The sequence below is a fragment of the Myceligenerans indicum genome, assembly GCF_016742955.1.
GTDB classification, from domain to species: Bacteria; Actinomycetota; Actinomycetes; order Actinomycetales; family Cellulomonadaceae; genus Myceligenerans; species Myceligenerans indicum.
Genome location: NZ_JABBYC010000016.1, coordinates 20555 through 32867 on the forward strand (window position 1 = coordinate 20555; position 12313 = coordinate 32867).

Below are 12313 nucleotides of genomic sequence, written 5' to 3' on the forward strand. Positions count from 1 at the left end.
CGCATCGACGCGGGCGCTGGTCGCCGTCGGCCGGAGGCCGTCGGCGGCGCGTCCGTGGCGATGGTCCGGGCGGCGTCTGCGACCGCCGTGTGGGAATCCCTCATGCGTGACCACGAGGCAGCTTGCTAGCGTCCTGAACAAATACCGTGGCATCCCGCGCGGTCCGGACGTGGAAACTGAGGTGGTCGTCGTGAGATCCCGTCGTTACCCGCTGTTCGTGGCGGCCTGTGCGGCCGCCGCGCTGGTCACAGGCGCCGTCGTCGTGCCGGGTCTGGCGCTGCCCGCCATGGCGGCCGAGTGCACGGCGCCGGTCTGGGCCGAGGGCTCCAGCTACACGGCCGGCGATCAGGTCACGTACCAGGGCCGCACGTACACGGCGCTCGTCACCCACACGGCGTACGCCGGTACGGGCTGGAACCCCGCCGACACGCCGTCGCTCTGGACCGACGGCGGAGCCTGTGAGGGCGACCCCCAGCCGACACCGAGCGAGCCCGACCCGACGCCCACCCCTGATCCGACGCCCACCCCTGATCCGACACCGACTCCCGACCCGACACCGACCGACCCGCCGGACACCACCTGCGGGGTGCAGGGGCGTCCGGGAGGCAAGGTCCTGCAGGGCTACTGGGAGAACTGGGACGGTGCCTCGAACGGGGTGCACCCGGGCATGGGCTGGATCCCGATCGACGATCCCCGGATCTCGGACCACGGGTACAACGTCGCGATGCTGGCCTTCCCGGTCATCCTCCCCGACGGCACCGCGCTGTGGGAAGACGGCATGGACAGCGGCGTGGACGTGCCGAGCCCTGCCCAGATGTGCGCCGCGAAGGCGGACGGCACGCGCCTCCTGCTCTCGATCGGCGGCGCGACGGCGAGCATCGACCTCAGCAGCCAGGCCGTGGCGGACCGGTTCGTCGAGACCATCGTGCCGATCCTGCAGGACAACCACTTCGACGGGATCGACATCGACATCGAGGCAGGACTGGTCGGCAGCGGTGACATCGGCACGCCCTCGACCCAGCAGGCGAACCTGATCCGCATCATCGACGGAGTGCTCGCCCGTATGCCGTCCGGTTTCGGGCTCACGATGGCGCCCGAGACGGCCTACGTGACCGGCGGCAGCGTCACGTACGGCGGAATCTGGGGTGCGTACCTGCCGATCATCAAGAGGTACGTCGACAACGGCCGACTCTGGTGGCTGAACATGCAGTACTACAACGGGGAGATGTACGACTGCGACGGCAACGGGTATGCGGCCGGAACGGTCCAGGGCTTCGTGGCGCAGACCGACTGTCTCGACGAGGGCCTGGTGATCCAGGGCACGACGATCCGCCTCCCGTACGACATGCAGGTCCCCGGCCTCCCCGCACAGGAGGGCGCGGGCGGTGGATACATGTCGCCGTCGCTCGTCAGCCAGGCCTACTCGTCGTACAACGGGCAGCTCAAGGGCCTGATGACCTGGTCGATCAACTGGGACGGGTCACGGGGCTGGACGTTCGGAGACACCGTCACAGGGTTGCAGGGGCGCTGATCCCGGCTGTCCTCCGCCCGGGCCGGGCGGCCAGGGACCTCGGGAGCCGTGCGGCTCCCTGGCACCCGTCCGGCTCGGGTGGTCGCTGCGTGCGGCGGAGTCCGCTCAGGCGACCGCGAGCAGGGCACATCCGCCGTCGGACGCGTCGTCCTCGGGCGGCTGCACGTGGCGCTCCGTCTCGCGCAGCCCGGCCTCGGACATCCATCGTGCGACCTGGTCGGGCGTGAACGGATACCGCACGAGCTCGACGTCGTGGCCGTACCGGCGGTAGGCGGGCGCGACGTCGCGGACACCCGCGCCCGTCTGGAAGCCCGCGAGCACCCACCCGCCCGCGCGCACCACACGCCGGACCTCGGCGAAGATCGCAGGCTGGGCGTGAGCCGGCGTGTGGATGATCGAGTACCAGAGCAGGACACCGGCGAACTCCCCGTCGTCGTACGGCAGGTCCGTGAGCGTCCCGACGTCGAACGGGACTCCTGGCTGGGCCCGGCTCGCCTGCGCGATCATGCCCGGGGAGAGATCGAGGCCACGGACCGCCGTCCCGCGGGCTGCGAGGTAGCGGCTCATCCGGCCGCTCCCGCAGCCGGCGTCGAGGACGGAACCGGGTGCGGGACCGGCGGCCACCGCGTCGGCGAACGCGTCGATCACGGCGAGGTTGTCCGGTGTGTCGGTGCGGGCGTCGTGGAAGTACGCGGCGTAGTCCTCCGCGACGGTGTCGTAGGCGCGGCGGACGCTCGCGGCCTTCTGGGTCCCTGCCACGTGGAAAGAGTATCGGCCATTGGCGCCGCTGCAGGTCAGAAGGCCGTCGAGCCGTCGGTGGCCTACCGGATCCCCAGCACGAAGGGAAGCACCCGAGCCGCGCCCGCCTGGCGCAGCAGCCGGGCGGCGACCGTGAGGGTCCAGCCCGAGTCCGTGTAGTCGTCCACCAGGAGCACCGTCCGGCCCGGCAGGCCGCGCAGCGCACCCTCCCCGAGGTGCAGTTCGAGCCTGCGTGCCACACCGGCGAGACGCATCGCCGAGTTCACGTCGTGCCGGCCGGGTTCCTCCTGCCCCTGAGCCGGGCCCACGGCACCGATCATGGGTACTCCCAGATAGGCCGCCAGTCCCGTGGCCAGGTGGTAGGACAGCTGAGGCCGTGTCACGGACCGCACGCCGACCACGCCCTCGACCACGAGACGTCCAGGTGCTGCCCCGGACTCGTCGGCGGCGGCCGGAGCGCCGTCCGCGTCGTCCTGGCCGGCCGCCTCACGCAGCGCCGGCCAGTCGTCCAGAACGCGGGCCGCGGCGCGGCGCAGCGGGACCGGCAACTCGCCGTCGGGCGTCGCGGCGGCGAACAGGTCGCGCAACGGTCCGGACCAGCCGAGCCCGTCCAGGCGGGCGACGGCCCGGCCCTGCTCGGCCTGCTCCTCGGCGGGGATCTTCCCGCGCAGCTCCAGCCCGAGCGAGGAGAGTCCGCTGGGCCACATGCGGCGTGCCTCGATCGAGGTTCCCGGACGGTCCATCTCGGAGCGGGCCTCCGTGACGGCGTCAGGGTCGGGAGGATCGGGAAGATCCACGCCGTCGCACCGGTCGCACCGCCCGCACGTCCAGTCCTGGGCGAGATCCGGGTCGTCGAGCTGAGCTCGCAGGTACGCCATGCGACAGCCGGGTGCGGCGACGTAGTCGATCATCGCCTGCTGTTCGGCGGCCCGCGTCGCGGCGACCCGCTCGTAGCGTTCCCGATCGTAGGCCCACTCCTGCCCGGTCGACTCCCAGCCGCCCTTGACCCGGCGCACGGCGCCGTCGACGTCGAGCACCTTGAGCATGGTCTCCAGGCGTGAGCGCTTGAGATCGACGTGTGTCTCCAGCGCGGCCGTCGACAGCGGCGTCCCCGCCTGCCGCAATGCCTCCAGCGTGGCACGCACCTGCGGCTCCGCAGGGAACGCCTGCGCGCCGAACCAGTCCCAGATCGCCTTGTCCTCCTGCCCCGGCAGCAGCACCGCCACTGCCTGATCCACACCACGTCCGGCGCGGCCGACCTGCTGGTAGTAGGCGATCGGGGAGGAAGGAGCTCCGAGGTGCACGACGAACGCCAGGTCGGGCTTGTCGAAGCCCATGCCCAGGGCGGAGGTGGCGACCAGTGCCTTGACACGGTTCTCCTTGAGGTCGCCCTCCAGCTGCTCGCGCTGCGCGGGCTCCGTGCGCCCGGTGTAGGCCGCCACGGCCAGTCCGGCGGCGCGGAGCTGCTCGGCGACCTGCTCGGCCGCCGACACCGTCAGGCAGTAGACGATGCCCGAGCCCTCGACATCCTGCAGCGTCTGCGCGAGCCATGCCAGCCTGGTCGGCTGGTCGCCCAGTTCGAGGACCGCCAGGTGCAGTGACTCGCGGTCCAGTGCTCCGCGCAGCACGAGCACGTCCTCCCGTGGCGCGGCAGCGGCGTGCACGCCGAGCTGCTCGGCGACGTCGTCGGTGACGCGCCGGTTCGCCGTGGCCGTCGTGGCGAGTACCGGAATCCCGGAGGGCAGGTCCGCCAGGAGCGTCCGGATGCGCCGGTAGTCCGGACGGAAGTCGTGTCCCCAGTCGGAGATGCAGTGCGCCTCGTCGATCACCACGAGGCCCGCGTCGGCGGCCAGTCGTGGCAGGACGTCGTCCCGGAACGCCGGGTTGTTCAGGCGTTCGGGCGAACACAGGAGCACATCCACGCTGCCGGTCGCGATATCGGCGTGCACCTGCTCCCACTCGGTGACGTTGGCCGAGTTGATCGTCACGGCGCGGATCCCGGCGCGCTCGGCCGCCGCGATCTGGTCGCGCATGAGCGCCAGCAGGGGCGACACGATCACGGTCGGGCCGGCTCCGCGCGCACGCAGGAGTTTGGTCGCCACGAAGTACACCGCGGACTTGCCCCATCCGGTCCGCTGCACCACCAGCGCCCTGCGCCGGAACGCCGCCAGGGCCTCGATCGCCCGCCACTGGTCCTCGCGCAGCGCGGCATCGTCCCGGCCGACGAGCGTCCGCAGGGCGGCCTCGGCCTCGGCCCGCAGCCCCGATCCCGGAGCCGCTGCGACCGACCGCGGCGCGGGCTCGTGGACGGCGTGAGCCTCGTCGGCAGCCTCGGCACCGGGAATCCCGGCACCGGTCTCCTCGGCGCCGTGCCGTGCGGGTCGCGGCTCGTCACGGCGCGGCTCCGCGCGTGCCGTGTCGGGCGCACCGGACACCGCGCCGTCGTCATCGGCCTCAGGGGCGACACCGCCGGCCCCGCGGGCGGAGGTGGTACCGCTCGAGCTGTCCGCCTCGTCGAGCAGCCCGCGCAGCATCTGGAGCCTGGCCGCCTGTGTCTCGGGCGTGTTGCGGGCCGACGGCGGCAGCGCGGGGTCGCCGAGATCGACGAGGACGGCGTCGTCGTCCGGCGGCTCCTCCACGGCGAACGGGAGGTCTGCGAAGGGATCGTTGGTCACGCCGTCGATCGTAGAGGCGACCACCGACACGCGTCCGCTCCGCCGCCGAACCTGTGGAAAACCCTGCCGGTCGCGTCGCTACGCGGCGCCCCGTTCCCGCAGCATCGCCATGCCCGAGCCGACGATCGCGGTGAGGTCCGCCATCGCGGAGACGATCTCCGCCGTGCCCGCGAACTCGAAGGGCGTCATCACGCTGAAGAACCCGACGGTCGCGGACAGCACGTACGCCGTCAGCGTGAGCAGGCCGAAACCGATCCCGCCCAGCAGCGGAAGCCAGTGGCGCCACACCAGGATGGCCACGGCCAGAACCACTCCACCCGCGGCGTTGAGCAGGAACAACGGGCCGACGACCTCCAGATCTCGATATCCCTGGAACCAGAGCACGAGATGGACGGCGGCGGACGCGAGAACGCCCACGGCGCCGATCCAGCGCCATACGGTCGCCGCGGAGGAGCGGTTCGGATGCATCGCTGGCGTGTCGCCAGGTGAAGGGGCCATGATCGACATGCTGCCGAATGCGGCCCCGGTTCGCCAGAGGCATTTCGCCCCGGCAGAGCCCGGACACCGGACCAGCACCTGCCCCTCGGCCACCCACGCGAAGGACGAAGCCTGATGACACGAACCCGAACCGACCCGGCAGCCACGGCTCCCGCGGTGTCACCGGAACCGGCGCGCGACCCGACCCGCCGCGAGATCCTGCGCGGTGCGGGAGTCGCTTCCGGGGCGCTGGTCGGCGGTGCCGCGCTCGCCGCCTGCTCCGCAGGAGGGGGCGCAACGTCCGACGGAACCGGAGCGGACTCCGCGTCCGGCGGCGTCGTGGCGGTCGCGGACGTCCCCGTCGGCGGCGCCGTGTCCGCGACCATCGACGGCCAGGAGGCGCTCGTCACACAGCCCGTCGAGGGCGAGATCCACGCCTTCAGCGCGATCTGCACGCACCAGGGCTGCACCGTCCTCCCCGGCGACGGGGACCTTGCCTGCCCCTGTCACGGGTCACGCTATGCGCTCACCGACGCGGCGGTCCTCGCGGGCCCCGCCCCCAAGCCCCTGCCGGAGATCCCGGTCACCGTGGACGGCGGCGACGTGGTCCCCTCGTCGTAACGGCCCGGCGGCGCAAGCCGAGCCCGTCCCGGGTCCGCCCGCTGGGCGGACTCCGGGACGGCCGCGTCGTACTGCTTCCGTAGACTGGCCCGGTGATCGCATCCAGCACCGAGGCCCGTTCGGGCGGCTCCGGCGCGCCCGGCGGGCGTGCGCCCTTCAACGGCTTGCCGATCCGGCCCGAGCTCGCCCACGAGCAGCCCTACGGCGCCCCCCAGCTGGACGTCCCGGTGCTGCTCAACGTGAACGAGAACCCCTACCCGCCGTCACCGGACGTCGTGGAGACCATCTCTCGCGAGGTCGCCCGGGCGGCCGAGGGGCTGAACCGGTACCCGGACCGGGACTTCAGCGAGCTGCGGCAGGACCTCGCCGACTACCTCGCCCTGGAGACAGGTGTGGCGATGGATCCGTTCTCCGTGTGGGCCGCGAACGGCTCCAACGAGGTGATGCTCCACCTGCTGCAGGCGTTCGGCGGCCCCGGGCGCACCGCGCTGTCCTTCGCACCCACCTACTCCATGTACCCGGAGTACGCCCGCGACACCCACACCCGCTGGATCACCGCCCGCCGCGACGAGGACTTCACCGTCGACCCGCGCACCGCGGCCGCCGCGATCGCCGAGCACCGTCCTTCCGTGATCCTGCTGGCCAGCCCCAACAATCCCACGGGTACCGCGTTGCCGCCGAGTACCATCGAGGCGGTCCTGGAGGCAGCCCGGACCGCGGATCCCGCCACACCGGCCGTCGTCGTCGTGGACGAGGCCTACGCGGAGTTCCGCCGCGCAGGCACGCCCAGCGCCGTCAGCCTCCTCGCCGACCACCCCAACCTCGCCGTCACGCGCACGATGTCCAAGGCGTTCGCGCTCGCGGGCGCCCGCGTCGGCTACCTCGCCGCACAGCCGGACCTCGTCGACGCGTTGCGCGTGGTCCGACTGCCCTACCACCTGTCCGCCGTCACGCAGGCGGTCGCACGCGCTGCCCTGCGGCACCGCGACACGCTGATGGCCCAGGTCGGCGGGCTCCGTGAGGAGCGAGACGCGCTCGTCGCCTGGCTCCGCGAGCAGCGCACCCCGGCCGGCGCCGGCCTCCGGGTCGCCGATTCCGACGCCAACTTCGTCCTGTTCGGCACCTTCGCCGACCGCCACGCGGTCTGGCAGGGCCTGCTGGACCGCGGGGTCCTGATCCGCGAGACCGGCCCGGACGGCTGGCTCCGTGTATCCGTCGGCACCCCGCAGGAGAACGCCGCCTTCCGCAGGGCCCTGACCGACGTGGTCGAAGCCCTCACGAACGTGATCGAGGAGACCGCATGACCCCCGACGACGCAGCCGGCCCCGCCACGCGCCGCGCCCGCATCGAGCGCGCCACGTCCGAGTCCAAGGTCACCGTCGAGCTCGACCTCGACGGCTCCGGTCGCACCGACATCGCCACCGGCGTGCCCTTCTACGACCACATGCTCACAGCACTCGGCAAGCACTCGCTGATCGACCTGACCGTCCATGCCTCCGGCGACACGCACATCGACGCCCACCACACGGTCGAGGACGTGGCGATCTGCCTCGGGCAGGCCCTGCGGCAGGCGCTCGGCGACAAGCACGGCATCGCCCGCTACGGCGACGCGACCGTTCCGCTGGACGAGTCCCTCGCCCTCGCCGTCGTCGACGTGTCCGGACGCCCGTACCTCGTGCACGAGGGTGAGCCTGCCGGCCAGGAGTACCACCTCGTCGGCGGCCACTTCACCGGCAGCCTCACGCGTCACGTCCTGGAGTCGCTGGCACACCACGCGCACGTCACGCTGCACGTGCGGGTCCTCGCCGGCCGCGACCCCCACCACATCGTCGAAGCCCAGTTCAAGGCCCTGGCGCGTGCCCTGCGCGCCGCCGTCGCGCGCGATCCGCGCGTCGAGGGCATCCCGTCCACGAAGGGTGCGCTGTAACGCCCATGACCGACACACCCCGTCCCGCAGGCGAACCCGGCGAGAACGAGCCGGAGGTCCCCGCCGTCCCCGACGACCTGAGCTCGCTCGACGAGCTCGGCCTCGAGGTGCCGGACGACCTGTCCGAGCTCACCGGGCCGTCGTCCGACCCGGACATGGCCGTCCTGATCACCCAGATCGCGTCCGCCGAGCCGCTCGCCGCGGCCGCGTCGCTCGCCGGGATCGACCTGGACGCGGTACCCACCGAGGTCGGGGCGCTTGCCGTGCTCCGCGACCCGTCGGGCAGCCGGCCCGACGACGCCGCCTCCGCGCTGTCACAGGTCGTGCGAGGCGTTCCCCTGGTGCAGGTCACGCGCAAGGGCGAACAGCTGACGTGCGTGCGCTGGTCCGACGGTGAACGTGGGGACGAGATCTCCCCGGCGCTGCTGCTCGGCGGCGCGCCGCAGACGGTCGAGGACATCCTGACCGGTTTCGCCAAGCCGGCCGACCTCGAGGGAGTCGTGGCCTCCGGCTCCATCGGCAGGATGAAGGCGATGCGGATGCTCACCTCGGCCGCGCGCAAGGCCCGCAAGGCGAGCCGCGGCAAGCCCGGCACCAAGGACGACGGCTGATGGGCGCGCGCGTCGTCGTCCTCGACTACGGTTTCGGCAACGTCCGCTCCGCGACGCGCGCCCTGGAACGGGTGGGTGCGGAGGTGACGCTCACTGCCGACCGGACCGCCGCGCAGGACGCGGACGGTCTGGTGGTGCCCGGTGTCGGCGCGTTCGGCGCATGCATCGCGGGGCTGAGGAAGGTGCGGGGCCACGAGGTGATCGGCCGCCGGATCGCGGGGGGACGCCCGGTGCTCGGCATCTGCGTCGGCATGCAGATCCTGTTCGACGCCGGCGTGGAGCACGGTGAGCGGGCCGAGGGCATGGGCGAATGGGCCGGGACCGTCGAACGGCTCGACGCCCCGGTGGTGCCGCACATGGGCTGGGCGCCGGTCGAGGTCCCCGAGGGATCGCGGCTGTTCGCCGGCGTCGAGAACGAGCGCTTCTACTTCGTGCACTCCTACGCCGCCCAGAACTTCACGCAGGGCCACGACTCGTTCGCCGACCCGCGCTTCCGACCGCCACTGGTGACCTGGGCGCACGCGGGGACGCCCATCCGCGGCACACGGTTCGTCGCCGCCGTGGAGGACGGTCCGCTGGCCGCCACGCAGTTCCACCCCGAGAAATCCGGTGACGCCGGTGCCCGGCTCCTGGAGAACTGGGTCCGCACACTCGGCTGAGCGCCACGCGTCCCGCGACGGCGCCCGGGCCCCGTGCCGTGCGGTGACGTCCCGCGCGGTGCGCACCCACGGAGCGCCGTCGTGCACCGGCGACGGGCCGCACGATCGACAGACCGCATCATCGACAGACCGTATCTACAGACAGAGGAATTCCATGACCGACCGACTGGTGCTGCTGCCCGCCGTCGACGTCGCGGACGGCCAGGCCGTCCGCCTCGTGCAGGGCGAGGCCGGCTCCGAGACCTCCTACGGCGACCCGCTCTCGGCGGCGCTGGACTGGCAGAGCGGGGGAGCGGAGTGGATCCACCTGGTGGATCTGGACGCGGCGTTCGGGCGGGGCTCGAACGCGGAACTGCTGGCCGACGTCGTCGGGCGGCTGGACGTGCAGGTGGAGCTGTCGGGCGGGATCCGCGACGACGCCTCGCTCGCCCGCGCGCTGGAGACCGGGGCGCGCCGGGTCAACCTCGGCACGGCCGCGCTCGAGGACCCGGCCTGGACGGCCGAGGCCATCGCCGAGTACGGGGACCGGGTCGCGGTCGGCCTGGACGTGCGCGGCACGACGCTCGCGGCGCGCGGCTGGACGCGTGAGGGCGGCGATCTGTACGAGGTGCTCGGACGGCTCGACGAGGCGGGCTGCGCGCGCTACGTGGTCACGGACGTGACGAAGGACGGCACACTCCGCGGTCCCAACGTGGAGCTGCTCGCCGAGGTTGCGGAGCGGACGCCCGCGCAGGTCGTGGCATCGGGCGGGATCTCGTCGCTGGACGACCTGAGTGCGCTGCGCTCCCTGCGGACTCCCACGGGGAAGCAGATCGAGGGAGCCGTCGTGGGCAAGGCGCTGTACGCGGGAGCGTTCACGCTGCCCGAGGCCCTGGACGTGGCGGGCCGGCCGTGACGGCCTCACCGGCGGGCGAGGGCGACGCCACCGGGGCGGGCCGGTCGATCCAGCCCACGAGCCAGTTCGCGGGGGACGACGGCTCGGCCGACGAGGAGCTCGCCGGGCTGCTGGCGGGGCATGCCACCGGCGCGGTTGCGCTGGCCGACGTCGTGGCCCGCCTGGCGTCCACGCGTGTGCTCGTGCCGGTGCTCGCCGAGCTGGCGGTCGGCGAGGAGGTGGCCGGCCCGTCCGGGCAGACGCTGCACGTCGACAAGGAGGCGTCCTCCGGAGTGGTGGCACTGCAGGCGCCGGACGGACGCCGGGCCCTGCCGGTGTTCACCTCGGTGGCCGCGATGTCGGCCTGGCGCGCGGACGCCCGGCCGGTTCCGGTCGAGGCCACCCGCGCGGCGCTGTCGGCCGTGAACGAGGACTGGTCGCTGCTCGTCGTCGACCCGGGCGGACCGGTGACCGTGCAGGTCCCGCGACCCGCGGTGTGGGCGCTGGCCCAGGGGGAGCCGTGGCGTCCCGCGCTGGAGGCGACGCAGGACGGGCTGCGGGTGGAGCAGGAGGTCGCCCAGGCGGTGACGGTCGCGGCGGCGCCCGTGCAGCATGTGGTCAGCGCGCACGCGGAGCCGGGGCGCAAGGCCGAGGTCGCGGTGGTGCTGGCCCTCGATCCGGGCCTGGACCGGTCCGGGCTGGATACCGTGCTCGGTCAGGTCAACGCCCGGCTCGGTGCGTCCGACGTCATCTCGCGTCGCGTGGACTCGCTGGAACTGCGCATCGGCGCGGCACGGTAGGGAGTTCGCCGGGCCCCGGCGTGGACGGGCCGCGTGCTACGAGCCGGTGCAGGTGGTGACGTCCTCGAACGCGGCCGAGTCCGAGAGCATCTCCCGTACCGTGGAGATCGGCACGAGAAGGCTGTCGTCGTCGGCCGTCTTGGCGTAGACCACGCCGATCACCCGGCCCTGGCTGTCCAGCGCGGCCGAGCCGGAGGAGCCCGGCTCCACCTTCGCGTCCGTGACGAGCACCTCGCCGAGGTTGGCGTTCAGAGGGTCCCGCGTCGAGCCGATCACGAGACCCGAGGAGATGGTCAGCTCCCCGCCGGACGGATACCCGATGATCGTCACGTCGTCGCCCTGCTCCGGGTCCGCCTCCGCGAGTTCCGGGAAGGAGGGCAGCGCGTCCCGGGTGCGGACGATCGCGAGGTCCGCGAGGGCGGCGGTGGCGGCGGTCCCGACGTCGATGTCACGGCCGTCGTACGTGCTGACCTGGAGGTTGCTGCTGTCGGCGACCACGTGCTTGTTCGTGATCAGCGTGTGCTTGTCGATCGCGAAGCCCGATCCGGTCGACAGTTCGTCGCACCCCACGTTGCGCACCCGCACGGCCATGCGCTGGACGGCGTCGAACCCGTCGGGCGAGAGCGGGTCGCTGCCCAGAGCCGGCTCCAGACCGGCCGCCCCGGACGGTGTGATCTCACTCGGCACGGGCTCCGGCAGCGGGGGCAGGACCCCGCAGCCCGCCGTGGTGACGGCGATCAGCGTGGCAAGTCCCCAGGCGCGCCACGTGCCCCGCCTCATGACCGCAGCTCCTCTTGCAGCGCCTGGTTGGCGTCGTTGGCCTTGTCGCAGAGCTCGCCCACCTCGTCCTTGAAGCGTGTCAGGCCGGCGGGGTCGTACGCGTCGGCGTCCTCCAGGTAGCCGATGAGCTGGTCCTGCGCGTTCACGCACTGGCCGAGCGCGACGGCTACCTTCGCCGCGGCCTGGCTGACGCGAGCCTGGTAGTCGAGGTGCTGCCGCGAGGCTACGTTCTCGTCCCCGAGCTGCGCCTTCTCGTTGGCCAGTTCGCTGATCCTGCCGGTGGCGGCGGCCAGTTGCTCCCGCGCGGCGTCCACCTCGGCGTTCGCGCCGTCGAGCTGCTGGTCCAGCGTCGCGGCCTCGGACGCGTAGCGGTTCGCCTCGTCCTGCCACTCCTGGGAGGTGCGCTGCCATTCCGTCGTGGTCACCCACAGGTAGCCGGCCAGCGCGAGTGCCAGCACCAGTGCGACGGCGAGCCAGGGCGCGGCGCCGGACCGGCGTCCTCGCGGGCCGGCTCCGGGCGGTGAGGGAGGGGGATGCGGAACATCGGGCCCGGCGGCCGGCGGCAGGACGGGAGGGGTGGTGGTCATGGGCCTACTTCG

Annotated in this window: 13 protein-coding genes; 8 read left to right on the plus strand and 5 right to left on the minus strand. The window is 72.8% G+C overall.

The window, feature by feature from the left end; translation table 11 throughout:
• The first annotated feature begins 190 nt into the window (after positions 1-190).
• Entirely contained in the window at positions 191-1531 is a 1341-nt protein-coding gene (locus HGK34_RS10880; RefSeq protein ID WP_307815904.1) for a carbohydrate-binding protein, read from the plus strand.
• Between the two features lie 105 nt (positions 1532-1636).
• On the opposite strand, the gene HGK34_RS10885 is transcribed toward HGK34_RS10880, so the two are convergent.
• From HGK34_RS10885 to HGK34_RS10895, 3 genes are all read right to left on the minus strand, one after another.
• Entirely contained in the window at positions 1637-2290 is a 654-nt protein-coding gene (locus HGK34_RS10885; RefSeq protein ID WP_201847079.1) for a class I SAM-dependent methyltransferase, read from the minus strand.
• Positions 2291-2352: 62 nt separating this feature from the next.
• The gene (locus tag HGK34_RS10890; protein WP_307815905.1) at positions 2353-4965 is read right to left on the minus strand and encodes a RecQ family ATP-dependent DNA helicase; all 2613 of its coding nucleotides are present in this window, start codon (positions 4963-4965) and stop codon (positions 2353-2355) included.
• Positions 4966-5043: 78 nt separating this feature from the next.
• The gene (locus HGK34_RS10895) at positions 5044-5463 is read right to left on the minus strand and encodes a hypothetical protein (protein ID WP_201847080.1); all 420 of its coding nucleotides are present in this window, start codon (positions 5461-5463) and stop codon (positions 5044-5046) included.
• A gap of 114 nt (positions 5464-5577) precedes the next feature.
• On the opposite strand from HGK34_RS10895, the gene HGK34_RS10900 reads away from it, so the two are divergent.
• The 7 genes from HGK34_RS10900 (at position 5578) to HGK34_RS10930 (ending at position 10934) form a co-directional block, all read left to right on the plus strand.
• Entirely contained in the window at positions 5578-6063 is a 486-nt protein-coding gene (locus HGK34_RS10900) for a Rieske (2Fe-2S) protein (RefSeq protein WP_201847082.1), read from the plus strand.
• Positions 6064-6227: 164 nt separating this feature from the next.
• A complete protein-coding gene (locus HGK34_RS10905) occupies positions 6228-7367 on the plus strand; it encodes a histidinol-phosphate transaminase (protein WP_201847177.1) in 1140 nt (379 codons plus the stop codon).
• On the plus strand, positions 7364-7990 hold the full coding sequence (gene hisB, locus HGK34_RS10910; RefSeq protein WP_201847084.1) for an imidazoleglycerol-phosphate dehydratase HisB: 627 nt from the start codon (positions 7364-7366) through the stop codon (positions 7988-7990). The genes HGK34_RS10905 and hisB overlap by 4 nt, the downstream gene beginning before the upstream one ends.
• A 5-nt stretch (positions 7991-7995) precedes the next feature.
• Complete coding sequence (locus HGK34_RS10915) at positions 7996-8601, plus strand: hypothetical protein (RefSeq protein ID WP_244666625.1); 606 nt, start codon at positions 7996-7998, stop codon at positions 8599-8601.
• On the plus strand, positions 8601-9260 hold the full coding sequence (gene hisH / locus HGK34_RS10920; RefSeq protein WP_201847086.1) for an imidazole glycerol phosphate synthase subunit HisH: 660 nt from the start codon (positions 8601-8603) through the stop codon (positions 9258-9260). Before HGK34_RS10915 ends, hisH begins: the two co-directional genes overlap by 1 nt.
• 154 nt (positions 9261-9414) lie before the next feature.
• On the plus strand, positions 9415-10155 hold the full coding sequence (gene priA, locus HGK34_RS10925) for a bifunctional 1-(5-phosphoribosyl)-5-((5-phosphoribosylamino)methylideneamino)imidazole-4-carboxamide isomerase/phosphoribosylanthranilate isomerase PriA (RefSeq protein ID WP_201847087.1): 741 nt from the start codon (positions 9415-9417) through the stop codon (positions 10153-10155).
• Positions 10152-10934 (plus strand): SseB family protein, encoded by a 783-nt coding sequence (locus HGK34_RS10930; RefSeq protein WP_201847089.1) that lies wholly within the window; start codon positions 10152-10154, stop codon positions 10932-10934. The genes priA and HGK34_RS10930 overlap by 4 nt, the downstream gene beginning before the upstream one ends.
• 36 nt (positions 10935-10970) lie before the next feature.
• Here HGK34_RS10930 and HGK34_RS10935 read toward each other — a convergent pair whose 3' ends face one another.
• Positions 10971-11714, minus strand: coding sequence for a S1 family peptidase (locus HGK34_RS10935; protein ID WP_201847091.1), 744 nt, complete (start codon positions 11712-11714; stop codon positions 10971-10973).
• Positions 11711-12301 carry a hypothetical protein gene (locus HGK34_RS10940; protein WP_201847092.1) on the minus strand — a complete coding sequence of 197 codons (591 nt, stop codon included), beginning with the start codon at positions 12299-12301 and terminating at the stop codon, positions 11711-11713. Before HGK34_RS10940 ends, HGK34_RS10935 begins: the two co-directional genes overlap by 4 nt.
• Positions 12302-12313: the final 12 nt, after the last annotated feature.